The sequence below is a fragment of the Streptomyces sp. Root1310 genome (assembly GCF_001426425.1).
Classification (GTDB): domain Bacteria; phylum Actinomycetota; class Actinomycetes; order Streptomycetales; family Streptomycetaceae; genus Streptomyces.
On record NZ_LMEQ01000001.1, the window covers coordinates 362,871 to 379,287 of the forward strand.

The following is a 16,417-nucleotide window of genomic DNA, read 5'->3' on the forward strand; positions in this document are numbered from 1 at the left end:
CGGTCAGTAATCTGATCGTCCGTGACCAGTCGATACAGATCCTCCGAGAGCGCCGACACCTCGTCAGAGCGCCCCAACTCGCTGTCGCCGCGCCGCCGTACGGCGCTGAAGGCCGTGGCCGCCACCGCGGTGCTGGCCGGCCCGCTCGCCGCCGCGCTGCCTGCCCGTGCCGCCGAGGCCCCCGTCTTCCTGCACGGCCTCGCGTCCGGCGACCCGCTGCCCGACGGTGTCCTGCTGTGGACCCGGGTGACGCCCACCGCCGACGCGATACCCGGCTCCGGGCTCGGTCCGGCCACGGAGGTGAGCTGGGTCGTCGCCACGGACAAGGCCCTGACGAACGTCGTCACCAGGGGCTCCACCACGGCCTCCGCCGCGACCGACCACACCGTCAAGGCCGACATCCGCGGTCTCGCGCCCGCCACCGACTACTGGTTCCGCTTCTCGGCCGGCGGCACGGACTCCCCGGTGGCGCGCACCCGCACCGCGCCGGCGGCGGACGCCGCCGTGCCGGGCCTGCGCTTCGGCGTGGTCTCCTGCGCCAACTGGGAGGCCGGCTACTTCTCCTCGTACCGTCATCTCGCGGCCCGCGGCGATCTGGACGCCTGGCTGCACCTCGGCGACTACATCTACGAGTACGGCACCGGCGAGTACGGCACGCGCGGGACCGTCGTACGGCAGACGGCGCCCACCCACGAGATCCTCACCCTCGCCGACTACCGCACCCGGCACGGCACGTACAAGACCGACCCGGACCTTCAGGCCCTGCACGCGAAGGCGCCGGTCGTCGCGATCTGGGACGACCACGAGTTCGCCAACGACACCTGGTCGGGTGGGGCCGAGAACCACACCGAGGGCGCCGAGGGCGCCTGGTCGGCCCGGCAGGCGGCCGCCAAGCAGGCCTACTTCGAGTGGATGCCGGTCCGGCCGGCCATCGCCGGCACCACCTACCGCCGGCTGCGCTTCGGCAAGCTCGCCGATCTGTCCCTGCTGGACCTGCGGTCCTTCCGCTCGCAGCAGGCCGCCGTCGGCAACGGCACCGTCGACGACCCGGACCGCACGCTCACCGGCCGCGCCCAGCTGGACTGGCTGAAGGCCGGTCTGAAGGCCTCCGACACCACCTGGCGGCTGGTCGGCAACTCGGTGATGATCTCTCCGTTCGCCATCGGCTCGCTCTCCGCTGACCTGTTCAAGCCGCTCGCCAAGCTGCTCGGCCTGCCGCAGGAGGGCATCGCCCTCAACACCGACCAGTGGGACGGCTACACCGACGACCGGCGTGAGCTCCTGGCCCACCTGCGCTCGAACGCGATCCGCAACACCGTCTTCCTGACCGGTGACATCCACATGGCGTGGGCCAACGACGTGCCGGTGGACGCCGGGACGTACCCGCTGTCGGCCTCGGCCGCCACGGAGTTCGTGGTCACGTCGGTGACCTCCGACAACCTCGACGACATCGTGAAGGTCCCGGAGGGCACGCTCACCGCGATCGCCTCCCCGGTCATCCGGGCCGCGAACCGGCACGTCCACTTCGTGGACACCGACCGGCACGGCTACGGCGTCCTGGACATCACCGCCGAGCGCGCGCAGATGGACTACTACGTGCTGTCCGACCGCGCCAGCGCAACGGCGACCTCCGCCTGGTCCCGCTCGTACCGCACGCGCAGCGGCACGCAGAAGGTGGAGCGCACCTACGACCCGGTCTAGTTCCCTCCGCAGCCGCGGATCCCGCTAGAGCGACTCGAGGAAGCCGAGCGCCACCCGCCAGGTGGCCTCGGCCGCCTCCGCGTCGTGGTCGGGCAGCTCGGGGTCGGTGTACAGGTGCCCCGCTCCCGCGTACCGGTAGATCTCCACGTCGGCGCCCGCTCTGCCCATCTGGAGATACCAGGCGCTCAGCCAGTCGTCGGTCTCGAACTGGTCCGGCTCCGCGACGTGCAGCTGCACCGGGAGGCCGTCGACGGAGACGTTCGGCGCGAGGTCCGACGTGCCGTGCAGCAGGAGCAGGCCACGCGCCCTCGCGTCGCCGAGGGCGAGGGTCTGGGCGACCGACGCGCCGAGCGAGAACCCGGCGTACACCAGCCCGCGCTCCGAGTAGGGCGCGGCGGCCAGGACGGCTCTCTTCAGCAGCTCGTCCTTGCCGATCTCGTCGTTGTACGCCATGCCCTCCTCGACGGTGTCGAACGTGCGTCCCTCGAAGAGGTCCGGCGTCCACACCTCGTGCCCGGCGGCGCGCAGCCGGTCCGCCGCGGCGCGCACCGCGGGCCGCAGACCATAGGTCGAGTGAAAGAGCATGATGTTCATGTGCCCATGGTGCCAGCCTGCACTGACAACGCCGTGCGTGCGTCTCCTCACAGAAACCGCATGTTCAGGACCCCTCGGACCCGGTTACGTTCGATGACATGGAGAACCTGCTCCGCCCCGTGATCGTGGTCGGCGGCTCGGTCGTGCTGACAGTCCTCATCGGCTGGGCCACCGACCGCCTGCTGTCCAAGGCCGACCTACGGCATCCCGAGACCCCGATGTGGGGTCTGCTGCGCCGTGGCCGCATCCCCTATCAGCTCGTTCTGTGCGCGGCGCTGCTGAGAGGGTCGTACGACGCCGCGCAGTTGCTGGAGGACCATCGCACCGGTATCGGACAGTTCCTCACCCTGGTGCTGATCGGCTCGGCCGCCTGGCTGGTGATCAGGATCGCGGCGGCGATCGTCGAGACGTCCTACTCGCGCTACGCGCGCGTGCACCGCGATCCGGCCCGGGTCCGGCGCGTGCGGACCCAGGTGTCGCTGATCATGCGGGTGGTGGCGGCCGTCGTCGGGGTGGTCGCGGCGGCCTCGATGCTGCTGACGTTCCCCGCCATGCGCGCGGCGGGCGCCTCCCTGCTGGCCTCGGCCGGGATCCTCGGCATCGTCGCCGGTGTGGCCGCCCAGTCGACGCTGAGCAACATGTTCGCCGGCTTCCAGATCGCCTTCGGCGACATGGTGCGCATCGGCGACACGGTGGTGGTGGACGGCGAGTGGGGCACGGTCGAGGAGATCACCCTGACCTTCCTGACCGTGCGGACCTGGGACGAGCGCCGGATCACGATGCCGGTCTCCTACTTCACCTCGAAGCCCTTCGAGAACTGGTCGCGCGGCACCCCGCAGATGACCGGCATCGTCTACTGGCACGTCGACCACGCGGCGCCGGTGGAGGCGATGCGCGAGAAGCTGCGCGACATCCTGCGCGAGTGCCCGGCCTGGGACGGCCGTGCCTGCGGGCTCGACGTCACCGACACCACGCCCAACACCATGCAGGTGCGGGCCCTGGTCACGGCGAAGGACGCCGACGACATCTGGACGGTGCGGGTCAGGGTCCGCGAGGAGATGATCCGCTGGCTGTCCAAGGACCACCCGTACGCGCTCCCGAGGGTCAACACGGCGGATGCGGCGCTGCCCCCGGGCCGCCTGCCCGGCCAGTCCCACTCCCCCGACGGTGCGGCCCGTCGCGTCCACGAGCCGCCGCGGACGGGCCGCTGACCGTCAGTTCCCGCGCTCCGCGCCCCCGTTGACCTGGACGGTCTGCGAAGTGACGTGACCGGCGCCCGGGGAGGCCAGCCAATGCAGTGTGGCGGCGATGTCCCCGGGCGTCCCGGCGCGCCCGGTGAAGGTCTCGCCGACGAGCCGCTCGCGCCGCGCTGGCTCGATGGCGTCCCCGAAGAACCCGGTGTCCTCGACGTATCCCGGGGCGACGAGGTTCACCGTGATGCCCCGGGGACCCAACTCCCGGGCCAGGTCGCGGGCGTACGGGTGCAGCGCGGCCTTGGCGCCGCCGTACGCCCCGCTGCCGGACCCCCGGTAGGCGGCGATCGAGCTGACGAACAGCACCCGTCCGCCCGGCGAGGCGAGCCGGTCCTTCAGGGCCTCGGTGAGCAGTGCGGCGCTGAGGGTGTTGTTGCGGAAGTTGACGGTCCAGTGGTGCGCGACACGGTCCAGCGGATCCGCGCCGGCGCTCGGGGGCTCCGGATGGCCTGCGCCCCCGGCGCTGTGGACCAGCACGTCCACGGTGCCGAACTCCGTCTCGACGAACCGGGCGACGCCCCGCACCTGCTCCGGCTCACTCAGATCCGCGGCGTAGGTGAGCGCCCCGGCCACCCCGGCCTTCGCCAGCACGTCCGCCCGCCGCCCGAGCAGCAGCACCCGGTCCCCGTCCGCGGCGAAGACCTGCGCCGCGGCGAGCCCGATCCCTGTTCCGCCTCCACTGATCACCACATTGCGTGCCATGGTCCGAGCGTAACGACGAGTGCTGACAGGGGGCGTGGCGGTTCACACGACCGCCATGAAACGGGCCGCGGCAAAGGGCGGGCCCGGTCGCCTCACTTGAGGCTGCGCACGTCCAGATGCCGCAGTACGCGGTCCACGATCTCCGGATCGGCGCCCGGTTCGCTGCGCGCCGCGACCACCTCGTGCCGGGCCGCGCTGAGCATCTCCGCCTGGATCCGCCGCACCCGCTTCAGCCTCCGCACCCGATGGTCGTGCCCCTCGCGCCGTTCGTCCTCCCCGACGTCCGGGCTGATCCGCAACCCGATGTCGAAGGCCCGTCGCAGCATCTGCTCGGACAGTTCCTCCGGCAGGTCCTCCTCGGCCTCGATCTCCCGCAGCCGCCGCTTCGCCGCCTTCGCGGCCCGCACCGCGAGCTCCTTCTCGAACTCCTTCTCGCGGTCGGCGTCCGACCGCACGTCGAGGCGTTTCACCAGCCACGGCAGGGTCAGTCCCTGAAGGACCAGAGTCGCCATGATCACGCCGAACGCGATGAAGATGATCTCGTCCCGGTCGGGGAAGGGCCCCCCGTCGTCGGTCTTCAGCGGCACGGCCAGCGCCAGCGCCACCGAGGCCACCCCGCGCATCCCGGCCCACCACATGACGAGGGTCTCCCGCCAGTTCGTCGGAATGTCCTCGAGGTGGTCCTTTCTGGCATGCAGCCGCTGCGTCAGCCAGGTCGCCGGCAGCAGCCAGAGCAGCCGGACGACGACCACGACGACCACGATCACCCCGGCCCAGCCCAGCATCTCCCCCCACCGCCCGGACGCCGTCCGGATCGCGTTGTGCAGCTCCAGGCCGATCAGTCCGAACGCGACGCCCGTGACGAGGGTGTCGATGATGTCCCAGAAGGTGTGGCCGGCCAGCCGGGTCAGCACGTCGTCGGGGTCGGTGGCGTACTCGGCGAGGAACATGGCCGTGGTCAGGACGGCCAGCACCCCGGACCCGTGGAACTCCTCCGCCAGCACGTACGAGGCGTACGGCACCAGGAGCGTCAGCCCGATCTGCAGCGTCGTGTCCCCGAGGACGTCCAGCAGCCTGTTCGCGCCCCAGCCGAGCGCGACACCCACCGCCACCGCCACCACCGCGGAGAGCACCAGATCGAGACCGGCCTGCCACGGCGAGAACGACCCGCTCACGGCCGCGGCGATCGCGACGTGGTAGAGCACGATGGCCGTCACGTCGTTGAACAGCCCCTCGCCCTCCAGGATGGACACCAGCCGGCGGGGCAGCCCGAGCTGTCCGGCCACCGCGGTGGCGGCCACCGGGTCGGGCGGCGCGACCAGCGCGCCCAGCGCCACGGCCGCGGCGATCGGCAGCCCCGGCACGATCGCGTGGGCCACGGCCGCCACGCACACCGTCGTGACGAACACCAGCGCCACGGCCAGCAGGAAGATCGGCCGCACGTTCGCCGCGAACTGCCGCCACGAGGTCCGCCGCACCGCCGCGTACAGGAGGGGCGGCAGCAGGAGGGGCAGGATCAGGTCCGGCGGGATGTCCACGTTGGGCACGAACTCGAGCACCGCGAGGACGATCCCGAGCAGGGTCATGAGCACCGGCGCCGGCAACCCGAACCGGTCCCCCACCGGGACGCTCACCACGGCCCCGAGCAGCAGGACGAACAACAGGGCCAGCTGGTCCACGGTCAGCGCTCCGGGTCTAGACGATCAAGAACATCCAGACCTCCAGCGTCGCACGCCCACCGTCCGCTACAGAGAACGCCGCATGGACCGGTGCGGAATCCCCGCCTCCATGTCCTCCGGCCCGTACGCCGCGTACCCCAGCCGCTCGTAGAACCCCAGCGCCTGGGTCTGCGCGTGCAGATCCACGGCCGCGAGCCCCCGCGCGCGTGCCGCCTCCTCGATGGCCCGCACCAGCGCGACGCCGACGCCCAGCCCGCGCGCCTCACGGGTCACGGCGAGCCGCCCCAGCGAGCCCACCGACAGGTCGCCGCCGGTCCGGTCGGCGACCGCCTCGCCGTACAGCAGCCGCCCGGTGCCGAGCGGCAGCCCGTCCTCCCGGACCGCAAGCACGTGGACCGCGTCGGCGTCGTGCGCGTCGTACTCCAGGTCCGCGGGCACGCCCTGCTCGCCGACGAAGACCTCCTTGCGCACCGCGAAGCACGCCTCCCGGTCGGCGGGGTCCTCGGCGACGCGCACCGCGTACCCGAGCGGGCCGGTCATCCGTAGGTCTCCTCGCGGACCTGCTCCAGGGCCTTGGCCAGGTCCTCGGGGTAGTCACTGGCGAACTCCGCCCACCGACCGTCCCCGGGGTGCTCGAAGCCCAGCCGCACCGCGTGCAGCCACTGCCGGGTCAGGCCCAGCCGCTTGGACAGCGTGGGGTCGGCGCCGTACGTCAGGTCGCCGACGCAGGGGTGGCGGTGGGCGGCCATGTGGACGCGGATCTGGTGGGTACGGCCCGTCTCCAGCTTCACGTCCAGCAGGGAGGCCGCGCGGAAGGCCTCGATGAGGTCGTAGTGCGTGACGGACGGCTTGCCCTCGGCCGTGACCGCCCACTTGTAGTCGTGGTGCGGGTGGCGGCCGATGGGCGCGTCGATCGTGCCGCTGGTCGGGTCGGGGTGGCCCTGGACGAGCGTGTGGTAGCGCTTGTCGACCGTGCGCTCCTTGAACTGGCGCTTCAGCGACGTGTACGCCCGCTCCGACTTGGCGACCACCATCAGCCCCGAGGTGCCGACGTCGAGGCGGTGCACGATGCCCTGGCGCTCGGCGGCACCGGAGGTGGAGATGCGGTATCCGGCGGCGGCCAGCCCGCCGATGACCGTCGTCCCGCTCCAGCCGGGCGACGGGTGCGCGGCCACGCCCACCGGCTTGACGATCACGACCACGTCGTCGTCGTCGTGCACGATCTCCATGCCCTCGACGGGCTCGGCGACGATCTGCACCGGCGCCGGAGCCTGCGGCATCTCGACCTCCAGCCAGGCCCCGCCGATCACCCGCTCGGATTTGCCGACCACCGAGCCGTCGACCGTGACCTTCCCCGCCGCAGCCAGCTCGGCGGCCTTCGTACGGGAGAAGCCGAACATGCGGGAGATGGCGGCGTCTACGCGCTCGCCCTCCAGGCCGTCCGGCACGGGCAGGGTGCGGGTCTCGGGAATCGTGCTCACCCGTCGAGTATGCCGGACGGCTCCGGTACCGCCGTACGGCCCTGTGGACAACCGCCGGGCGATCAGTCCTTGTGGACGGTCCCGTCCGGGTCCAGGCCCTTGAAGGACAGCAGCACGATCAGGATGCCGCCGCAGACGATCGCCGAGTCCGCGAGGTTGAAGACCGCGAAGTGCTTCGGGGCGATGAAGTCCACGACCGCGCCCTCGAAAACGCCCGGCGCGCGGAAGATCCGGTCGGTGAGGTTGCCCAGAGCGCCGCCCAGCAGCAGTCCCAGGGCGATCGCCCAGGGCAGGCTGTAGAGCTTGCGGGCGAGCCGGGCGATCACCACGATCACGGCCGTCGCGATGACCGTGAAGATGATGGTGAACGCCTCACCGAAGCCGAAGGCCGCGCCGGCGTTGCGGATGGCCTCGAACTTCAGCCAGTCCCCGACGATCTCGATCGGCGCGTGGTGCTCCAGCTTGGCGACCACGATCATCTTGCTCACCAGGTCGATCACGTACGCGACCGTGGCGACGGTGAAGAGCACGGCGATCCGGCGCTTGCCCCTGGGCCGCGCCTCGGTGCTCTCCTGCCCGTCCGGGCCGGACGACTGCTCCGGCTCGGATCCCGCCTCTGGGATGTCCGGCGTACCGATGACGCGCTCCGCCTCTGCCACGTGAGTCCCTCAACCTAGGTACCTGACTGAGGACGAGGGTACGGCACACCCCCCGACCGCCAGGTGATCAGTACCGACGCTCCTGCTTCTGCTTGCACGCGACGCACAGGGTGGCCCTCGGGAAGGCCTGCATCCGGGCCTTGCCGATGGCCTGGCCGCAGTTCTCGCACAGGCCGTACGTGCCGGCGTCCAGCCGCTCCAGGGCGTGCTCGGTCTGGATCAGCATCTCGCGCGCGTTGGCGGCCAGCGCCAGTTCGTGTTCACGCGTGATGTTCTTCGTCCCGGTGTCCGCCTGGTCGTCGCCCGCGCCGTCGCCCGAGTCCCGCATCAGCCCCGTCAGGGCCGCCTCGGACGAGGCGAGCTCCGCCCGCAGCCGCCCCTGCTCGGACTGGAGCTCCGCCCGGGCCTCCTCGACCTCCTGCGGCGTCCACGGCTCCTCGCCGGGGCGCACCGCGAGTTCGCCGGGCTCCACCGCCGCGAGGCGCGCCTTGGGAACAGCGGTCTTCGCCGCCGTGGCCGTACCCGGAGTCTTCTTCGCAACCACAGTCGTGGCTCCCGTCTGCTCCGCGGCCGAGGCCGCGCCCACCTTCTTGGCCGTGCTCTTCCTGCCCGCGGTCGCCCCGGTCACGCCTTCGGCGCCGGCGATCTTCTCGACGGCCGCCTTCCCGGCGGTGTCCTTCCCCGCGGTGTCCTTCCCCGCGGTGACCTTCCTGGTGGCCGCCTTCTTGGCAGCCGGCTTCCTCCCGGTCGCCGTCCCCGCCGCCTTCTTGGCCGCGGCCTTCCTGGCGACCGTCTTCTTGGCGGCCGGCTTCCCCGTGACCGCCTCCGTGACCGCCTCCGTGGCGACCACCGCCTCCGCGGCCGTCTTCTTCACCGCTCTCCTGGCGGCGCTCTTCTTCACGGCAGGCGCCTTCCCGGCATGTCCGTCCCGCTCGGCCGGCCGCGCCACCTCGGTCTCCGCCGCTTCCCCCTCCTCAGGTCTTCGGGCCACCACCTTCTCGGCGGCCGGCTTCCCGGCCGCGGCCTTCCCCGGCGCACCGGCCGTCGCGGCCCGCACCGACTTCACGGCCCTGGAGCCCTCGGCCGCGCCGCCGGAGGCACCGGAGGCGCTCGCGGAGCTGCCGGACGCCGACTGCTGTACGGCGGTCTTCTTCGCCACCATGGCCGCGGCCCCTTCACATATTGTGATCTTGCACGCGAATCGTGCTGGGACGATAAATCGACTTGGAGCCCGCGGCAACGGGGCGCACCGCCCGATTCGCCCGCCTCGCGGCAAGCCTGCATCCGTTGTGCCCAGCTCCCCGCCGGGTAACCGCCGAGCCGGGCATCCCGGAGCCCGAACGCGCACGCCGTCACATATAGCCACCATTCGTGTCATTTCGGACTCCGTTGGTGGTTGCGTCCCTCGCCCCCGAAAACCCGTCGGCCGCCGTCGCCGGGGAGCCGTACACTGGGCGGAGCGAAAAGTGTGGATGGGGACGAGTAGCGGCGTACGCAGCCCAGAGCGACCCGGGGACGGTGGAAGCCCGGGGGCGAGCGCGACGCGAAGATCACCCCGGAGCCGCCGGAAGAAAGCCGCAGCCGCCAGGCGAGGGCCAGTAGAACCGGCATCGCGACCCCAATGAGGGGGCTCACCGGCGCACGGAGCGCACCGGAGGGCCAAGGAGGGTGGTACCGCGGGAGCGCGCCGCACACGGCGTAGACAGGCAAGTCGGCTCTCGTCCCTCCGACGGAAGACAGTATGTCCGCCGGAGGAAGCTCGTTGAATACGCAGCCGCAGTACCGCCAGGTGCCCGCCCAGGTCGACCTGCCCGCCCTCGAGCACGCGGTGCTCGACTTCTGGCGCGAGCAGAAGATCTTCGCCAAGAGTCTTGAGCAGTCCGAGGGCCGCCCCGAGTGGGTGTTCTACGAGGGCCCGCCCACCGCCAACGGGATGCCGGGCGCCCACCACATCGAGGCGCGCGTCTTCAAGGACGTCTTCCCCCGCTTCCGCACCATGCGCGGCTACCACGTGGCCCGCAAGGCCGGTTGGGACTGCCACGGCCTCCCGGTGGAGCTGGCGGTCGAGAAGGAGCTCGGCTTCTCCGGCAAGCAGGACATCGAGGCGTACGGCATCGCCGCCTTCAACGACAAGTGCCGCGAGTCCGTGCTCCGCCACACCGACGCGTTCTCCGAGCTCACGACCCGCATGGGCTACTGGGTCGACCTCGACGACGCCTACGTCACGATGGACCCCGAGTACATCGAGTCGGTCTGGTGGTCGCTGAAGGAGATCTTCAACAAGGGTCTGCTGGTCCAGGACCACCGCGTCGCCCCCTGGTGCCCCCGCTGCGGCACGGGTCTGTCCGACCACGAGCTGGCCCAGGGCTACGAGACGGTCGTCGACCCCTCCGTGTACGTCCGTTTCCCGCTCACCTCCGGTCCGCTCGCCGGCGAAGCCGCCCTCCTGGTGTGGACGACGACCCCCTGGACGCTGGTCTCCAACACGGCCGTGGCCGCGCACCCCGAGGTCGCCTACGTCGTGGCGACCAACGGCGAGGAGAAGCTCGTCGTCGCCGAGCCGCTGGTCGCCAAGGCGCTCGGCGAGGGCTGGGAGACCACGGGCCAGACCTTCACCGGTGCCGAAATGGAGCGCTGGACCTATCAACGTCCGTTCGAGCTGGTGGAGTTCCCGGAGCCCGCCCACTACGTGGTGAACGCCGAGTACGTCACCACCGAGGACGGCACCGGTCTGGTCCACCAGTCCCCCGCCTTCGGTGAGGACGACCTCAAGGTCTGCCGCTCCTACGGCCTGCCCGTCGTCAACCCGGTCCGCCCGGACGGCACCTTCGAGGAGTCCGTCCCGATGGTCGGCGGCGTCTTCTTCAAGAAGGCGGACGAAAAGCTGACCGAGGATCTCCAGCAGCGCGGCCTCCTCTTCAAGCACATCCCGTACGAGCACAGCTACCCGCACTGCTGGCGCTGCCACACCGCGCTCCTCTACTACGCGCAGCCGTCCTGGTACATCCGCACCACCGCCGTCAAGGACCGCCTCCTCCAGGAGAACGAGAAGACCAACTGGTTCCCGGACACGGTCAAGCACGGCCGGTACGGCGACTGGCTGAACAACAACATCGACTGGGCGCTCTCCCGCAACCGCTACTGGGGCACCCCGCTGCCGATCTGGCGCTGCGAGGACGACCACCTGACCGTCGCCGGCTCCCGCGCGGAACTCACCGAGCTGACCGGCACCGACCAGTCCGAGCTGGACCCGCACCGCCCGTACATCGACGCGGTCACCTTCGCCTGTCCCCAGGACGGCTGCGGGCGGACGGCCACACGCGTGCCGGAGGTCATCGACGCCTGGTACGACTCGGGTTCGATGCCGTTCGCGCAGTGGGGCTACCCGTACAAGAACAAGGACCTCTTCGAGTCGCGCTACCCGGCGCAGTTCATCAGCGAGGCCATCGACCAGACCCGCGGCTGGTTCTACACGCTGATGGCCGTCGGCACGCTGGTCTTCGACAAGTCGTCGTACGAGAACGTCGTCTGTCTGGGCCACATCCTCGCCGAGGACGGCCGCAAGATGTCCAAGCACCTGGGCAACATCCTTCAGCCGATCCCGCTGATGGACCAGCACGGCGCCGACGCGGTCCGCTGGTTCATGGCGGCCGGCGGCTCCCCGTGGGCGGCCCGGCGCGTGGGCCACAACACCATCCAGGAGGTCGTCCGCAAGACGCTCCTGACGTACTGGAACACGGTCGCCTTCCAGGCCCTGTACGCCCGTACGTCCGGCTGGGCGCCGAGCGCGGCCGACCCGGCCCCGGCCGACCGCCCGGTCCTGGACCGCTGGCTGGTCTCCGAACTCCACGCGCTCACCGACCAGGTGACGCAGGCCCTGGAGGCGTACGACACCCAGCGCGCCGGCAAGCTGCTCTCCGCGTTCGTCGACGACCTGTCCAACTGGTACGTCCGCCGCAGCCGTCGCCGCTTCTGGCAGGGCGACAAGGCCGCGCTGCGCACCCTGCACGAGGTCGTCGAGACGGTCACCAAGCTGATGGCCCCGCTGACGCCGTTCATCACCGAGCGGGTCTGGCAGGACCTCGTCGTGCCGGTCACCCCGGACGCCCCGGACTCCGTCCACCTGGCCGCCTGGCCGGAGGCCGAGCTCTCCGCGATCGACCCGGAGTTGTCGAAGCAGATGCTCCTGGTCCGCCGCCTGGTGGAGCTGGGCCGCGCCACACGCGCGGAGTCGGGCGTGAAGACCCGCCAGCCCCTCAAGCGCGCCCTGATCGCCGCGAGCGGCTTCGCCGCCCTCGACCGCGAGCTGCACGGGCAGATCACGGAGGAGCTCAACGTCGAGTCGCTGGCGTCCCTCTCCGAGGTCGGCGGCAGCCTGGTCGACACGACCGCCAAGGCCAACTTCCGCGCCCTGGGCAAGCGGTTCGGCAAGCGCGTCCAGGACGTGGCCAAGGCCGTCGCGAACGCCGACGCCGCCGCGCTCTCCCTGGCCCTGCGCGAGGGGACGGCCTCGGTGGAGGTCGACGGCGAGACGATCACCCTGGCACCCGACGAGGTCATCATCACGGAGACCCCGCGCGAGGGCTGGTCGGTCGCCTCCGACTCCGGCGCGACGGTCGCCCTCGACCTGGAGATCACCGAGGAGCTGCGCCGCGCGGGCCTGGCCCGGGACGCGATCCGGCTGATCCAGGAGGCCCGCAAGAACAGCGGCCTCGACGTCGCCGACCGCATCGCGCTCCGCTGGACCGCGACCGACCCGGCGGCCGCCGACGCCCTGTCCGGCCACGCCGGCCTCATCGCCGACGAGGTCCTCGCCACGGACTTCGCCCAGGGTGAGGCGGACGACACCTACGGCGCCCCGTTCACGGACGACGCCCTGACGCTGACGTTCCGCCTGCGCAAGGCGTAAGGCACCTCCGGGAGGGCCCGGCTCCCCGAGGGGGGCCGGGCCCTCCGCACGTCCGGCGTGCGGTACCCCGGCGGTCCCCGGCGGCCTCACGGCGGTCCCCGGCGGCCTCACGGCGCCCCCCAGCGGCCTCACCGCGATCTCGGGGCCGTCTCGAGGCGGAAAAGTCGCCTGCATGATCGCCGTCAACACGCGTAAAAAGGGCGGGACCCCGGATGGTGATCCGGGGTCCCGCCCTTTTGAACGCTGCCGACGCCTAAGGCGTACTACAGGCCGTCAGTTGTCGTCCTCGTCGATGAGGAAGCCACGCATCGGTGAGGGAGCCTGGCCCATCGGTGACGGGCCCTGCGGCCGCACCGGCGCCATCGGCTGGGTCATCGCCGGGGACATCTGCTGCTGCCCGCCGTAGGACGGGGCGGCCGGGCTGGGAGCACCCATGCCCGGGTTGCCGCCGTAGGACGGAGCACCGGCGCCGGCCGGAGCCATGGAAGGCGCCGGGGACGGCGGCAGCGATGCCGTGGCCGGAGTGCGCGGCGGAGCGAGGGAGTCGTCCGCCTGCGTCTCCAGCTGGCGCAGCTGGGACTCGAGGTAGGACTTCAGACGCGTGCGGTACTCGCGCTCGAAGCCACGCAGGTCCTCGACCTTGCGCTCCAACGTGGCGCGGGCGGACTCCAGGGAGCCCATCGCGACGCGGTGCTTCTCCTGCGCGTCCCGCTCCAGGGCGTCGGCCTTGGCACGGGCGTCGCGCTCGAGACCCTCGGCACGCGAACGCGCCTCACCGACGATCTTGTTGGCCTCGGAACGGGCCTCGGCGATCGCCTGGTCGGCGGTCTGCTGGGCCAGCGAGAGGACACGCGCGGCGCTGTCGCCACCGGGGCCCTGACCGGGGCCGCCCATCGGACCACCCATGGGGCCGCCCATCGGGCCACCCATCTGCTGCTGCATCGGGTTCTGGCCCATCGGACCCTGACCCATCGGACCCTGACCCATGGGGCCCTGGCCCATCTGCTGCTGCATGGGGTTCTGGCCCATCGGACCCTGGCCCATCGGGCCCTGGCCCTGCGGACCGCCCTGTCCACCGCCGGGACCGGCGGGCAACTGCGGCGCACCGCTCGGCAGCTGGGGCGGGCCACCCATGGGGCCACCCATCTGCTGCTGCGGCGGGCCCGATATGCCGGCGGGCACCGGGGCGCCCGGGCCTCGCATGCCCTGCGGAGGCATCCCCTGCTGGGGCATGCCCTGCTGCTGCATGCCGCCCTGCTGCATACCGCCTTGCTGCATGCCACCCTGCTGGGGCATACCGCCCTGCTGGGGCATGCCGCCCTGCTGCTGGTCCTGCTCCGGCGGCTTGCGCATGTTCTGCTGGTTCTGGGCAGCAGCGCGCGTGGCCGCGGCCAGCTTGGCCCGCAGGTCCTCGTTCTCACGAAGCAGGCGGGTCAGTTCGGCTTCGACCTCATCGAGGAAGGCATCGACCTCGTCCTCGTCATAGCCTTCTCGGAGGCGGACGGTCGTGAACTGCTTGTTCCGCACGTCCTCGGGGGTCAACGGCATCTCTTCACCTCAACGTAGTCGTCGGCATCGGCAAGACGGTAGTTCACATCGCTCACAGCCGACTCACGATCGAGATCAGGATGTAGACGATGATCATCAGTACGAAGAAGGACAGGTCGAGCGCCACGCCCCCGAGACGCAACGGCGGGATGACCCGCCGAAGAAGCTTGAGCGGTGGATCGGTGACAGTGTAGGTGGCCTCCAGAACGACCACCATCGCCTTGCCGGGCTGCCATGAGCGGGCGAACTGGAAGACGTAGTCCATGACCAGTCGGAAGATGAGCACGATGAGGAAGACCATCAGCGCGATGTAGACGACATCCAGGACCACGCTCATGTTCGGTGCTTCCCTCTCCCCTGTTCCGTGCTTCTCTGTACTGCCGTTTCCGGTCGAGCGTCTCAGCTCTGGTTGAAGAACCCGCCCTCTGCGATGCGGGCCTTGTCCTCCGCCGTGACATCGACGTTAGCAGGCGACAACAGGAACACCTTCTGCGTCACCCGCTCGATGCTGCCGTGAAGACCAAACACCAAACCCGCCGCAAAGTCGACAAGTCGCTTCGCGTCTGTGTCATCCATCTCAGTCAGATTCATGATCACCGGGGTGCCCTCACGGAAGTGTTCCCCGATGGTACGGGCCTCGTTGTAGGTCCGGGGGTGAAGCGTGGTGATCCGGTACGGCTCTCGTTCCGACACGACCTTGGGCATGATCACCGGTGCGTTCTTCTCCAGGGACTGACGTTCTTGTGTGATGGATGCCACGGGCGCGATGCGCGCCGGACGCCCGGATTCCGCGCCTAGCGAAGCGGAACGAGCCACCGGCTCACGCGGCGCCGGTGGCTGCACGATTCGCACCTCTTCGTCCCTTTGGGACTGATGCGCACCATGTGACTGGTGGGACGGCTCGTGTCGCCGGTGGTCCCGCTCGGGCTCCGGGTCGAGCTCGGGTTCGAAGTCGTCGTCGGGGTCGAATCCCCGGCCGTCGTACCCATCGTCCTCCACGAGGCCGAGGTAGACCGCCATCTTGCGCATCGCGCCGGCCATTCTCTGAGTCCTCCGCTCTGTGGTGGATCGACTTTCAACTGCCAAGTCCCGCGATCCACGTGGCCCTTGTGTCCGCCCTTCGGCGGTAATGACCATATTTTCTGCTGTGGTCCGACTTCCTGGCGACGTTACCCGAGCCTGGGGCGGACTCCGAGTACCGCAGTGCCGACGCGTACATGTGTCGCTCCGGCCGCCACGGCATCCTCGAGGTCCGCACTCATCCCTGCCGACACCATGTTCGCAGCCGGATGGGCTCGGCGCAGGTCAGTCGACAAATCCATCAACCGCCCGAAGGCCTCACGTTGGCGCCCCGCGTACTCCCCGGTCAGAGGTGCGACGGTCATCAGTCCGTCAAGCCTCAGCCCCGGCGAGCCGTCGACCAGAGCGGCCAACTCCTCGACGCCGCCCGGGGCCACACCGCCCCGCTCACCCCGCTCGCCGGCCCCGGCGTCGAGGGCCACCTGCACCAGGCAGCCCACCTCACGCCCGGCCCGCACGGCCTCCTTCGACAGGGCCGTCACCAGCCGGGCCCGGTCGACGGACTGCACCACATCCGCGTAACCGACCACGGAGCGGACCTTGTTGGTCTGCAACTGGCCGACGAAGTGCCACCGCAACGGCAGTCCGGCACACTCGGCCGCCTTGGGCGCCGCGTCCTGGTCCTTGTTCTCGGCGACATGGCGCACACCGAGTTCCGACAGGAGCCGCACATCGCTCGCCGGGTAGGTCTTGGTGACCACGATCAGGGTCACCTCCTCCCGCGCGCGGCCCGCGGCCACACAGGCGGCGGTGATCCGCTCCTCCACCTTCGCCAGGTTTGCGGCGAGTTCATGCTTACGGTCCGTCATGC

Annotated in this window: 14 protein-coding genes; 3 read left to right on the top strand and 11 right to left on the bottom strand. The window is 70.8% G+C overall.

Annotated features, from left to right (window positions below; translation table 11 throughout):
* The first annotated feature begins 21 nt into the window (after positions 1–21).
* Entirely contained in the window at positions 22–1,701 is a 1,680-nt protein-coding gene (locus ASD48_RS01680; protein ID WP_057599532.1) for an alkaline phosphatase D family protein, read from the top strand.
* 24 nt (positions 1,702–1,725) lie between these two features.
* Here the strand turns inward: ASD48_RS01680 and ASD48_RS01685 are convergent, their stop codons facing one another.
* On the bottom strand, positions 1,726–2,295 hold the full coding sequence (locus ASD48_RS01685; protein ID WP_057599533.1) for a dienelactone hydrolase family protein: 570 nt from the start codon (positions 2,293–2,295) through the stop codon (positions 1,726–1,728).
* Positions 2,296–2,393: 98 nt separating this feature from the next.
* Between ASD48_RS01685 and ASD48_RS01690 the strand changes: the two genes are divergently transcribed.
* A complete protein-coding gene (locus ASD48_RS01690; protein WP_057599534.1) occupies positions 2,394–3,506 on the top strand; it encodes a mechanosensitive ion channel domain-containing protein in 1,113 nt (370 codons plus the stop codon).
* Between the two features lie 3 nt (positions 3,507–3,509).
* Here the strand turns inward: ASD48_RS01690 and ASD48_RS01695 are convergent, their stop codons facing one another.
* The 6 genes from ASD48_RS01695 to ASD48_RS01720 all read right to left on the bottom strand — a co-directional run bounded on the left by ASD48_RS01695 (position 3,510) and on the right by ASD48_RS01720 (position 9,231).
* Entirely contained in the window at positions 3,510–4,250 is a 741-nt protein-coding gene (locus ASD48_RS01695) for an SDR family oxidoreductase (protein WP_057599535.1), read from the bottom strand.
* A 92-nt stretch (positions 4,251–4,342) separates the two neighbouring features.
* Positions 4,343–5,929 (bottom strand): Na+/H+ antiporter, encoded by a 1,587-nt coding sequence (locus tag ASD48_RS01700; protein WP_057599536.1) that lies wholly within the window; start codon positions 5,927–5,929, stop codon positions 4,343–4,345.
* 66 nt (positions 5,930–5,995) lie between these two features.
* Complete coding sequence (locus ASD48_RS01705; RefSeq protein WP_057599537.1) at positions 5,996–6,469, bottom strand: GNAT family N-acetyltransferase; 474 nt, start codon at positions 6,467–6,469, stop codon at positions 5,996–5,998.
* On the bottom strand, positions 6,466–7,410 hold the full coding sequence (locus tag ASD48_RS01710) for an RluA family pseudouridine synthase (RefSeq protein WP_057599538.1): 945 nt from the start codon (positions 7,408–7,410) through the stop codon (positions 6,466–6,468). Before ASD48_RS01710 ends, ASD48_RS01705 begins: the two co-directional genes overlap by 4 nt.
* Positions 7,411–7,472: 62 nt before the next feature.
* Complete coding sequence (lspA, locus tag ASD48_RS01715) at positions 7,473–8,069, bottom strand: signal peptidase II (RefSeq protein WP_057599539.1); 597 nt, start codon at positions 8,067–8,069, stop codon at positions 7,473–7,475.
* Positions 8,070–8,136: 67 nt separating this feature from the next.
* Positions 8,137–9,231: a TraR/DksA C4-type zinc finger protein gene (locus tag ASD48_RS01720; protein WP_057599540.1), complete on the bottom strand. Its 1,095-nt coding sequence runs from the start codon at positions 9,229–9,231 to the stop codon at positions 8,137–8,139.
* 579 nt (positions 9,232–9,810) lie between these two features.
* Here ASD48_RS01720 and ileS point away from each other — a divergent pair.
* Entirely contained in the window at positions 9,811–12,978 is a 3,168-nt protein-coding gene (gene ileS / locus ASD48_RS01725) for an isoleucine--tRNA ligase (protein WP_079073566.1), read from the top strand.
* Between the two features lie 273 nt (positions 12,979–13,251).
* On the opposite strand, the gene ASD48_RS01730 is transcribed toward ileS, so the two are convergent.
* The 4 genes from ASD48_RS01730 to ASD48_RS01745 all read right to left on the bottom strand — a co-directional run bounded on the left by ASD48_RS01730 (position 13,252) and on the right by ASD48_RS01745 (position 16,415).
* The gene (locus ASD48_RS01730; RefSeq protein ID WP_057599542.1) at positions 13,252–14,526 is read right to left on the bottom strand and encodes a DivIVA domain-containing protein; all 1,275 of its coding nucleotides are present in this window, start codon (positions 14,524–14,526) and stop codon (positions 13,252–13,254) included.
* A gap of 52 nt (positions 14,527–14,578) precedes the next feature.
* A complete protein-coding gene (locus ASD48_RS01735; protein WP_020129925.1) occupies positions 14,579–14,863 on the bottom strand; it encodes a YggT family protein in 285 nt (94 codons plus the stop codon).
* Positions 14,864–14,925: 62 nt separating this feature from the next.
* Positions 14,926–15,567, bottom strand: a complete 642-nt coding sequence (gene sepF / locus ASD48_RS01740; protein WP_020129926.1) for a cell division protein SepF — start codon at positions 15,565–15,567, stop codon at positions 14,926–14,928.
* A 128-nt stretch (positions 15,568–15,695) separates the two neighbouring features.
* A complete protein-coding gene (locus tag ASD48_RS01745; protein WP_057599543.1) occupies positions 15,696–16,415 on the bottom strand; it encodes a YggS family pyridoxal phosphate-dependent enzyme in 720 nt (239 codons plus the stop codon).
* Positions 16,416–16,417: the final 2 nt, after the last annotated feature.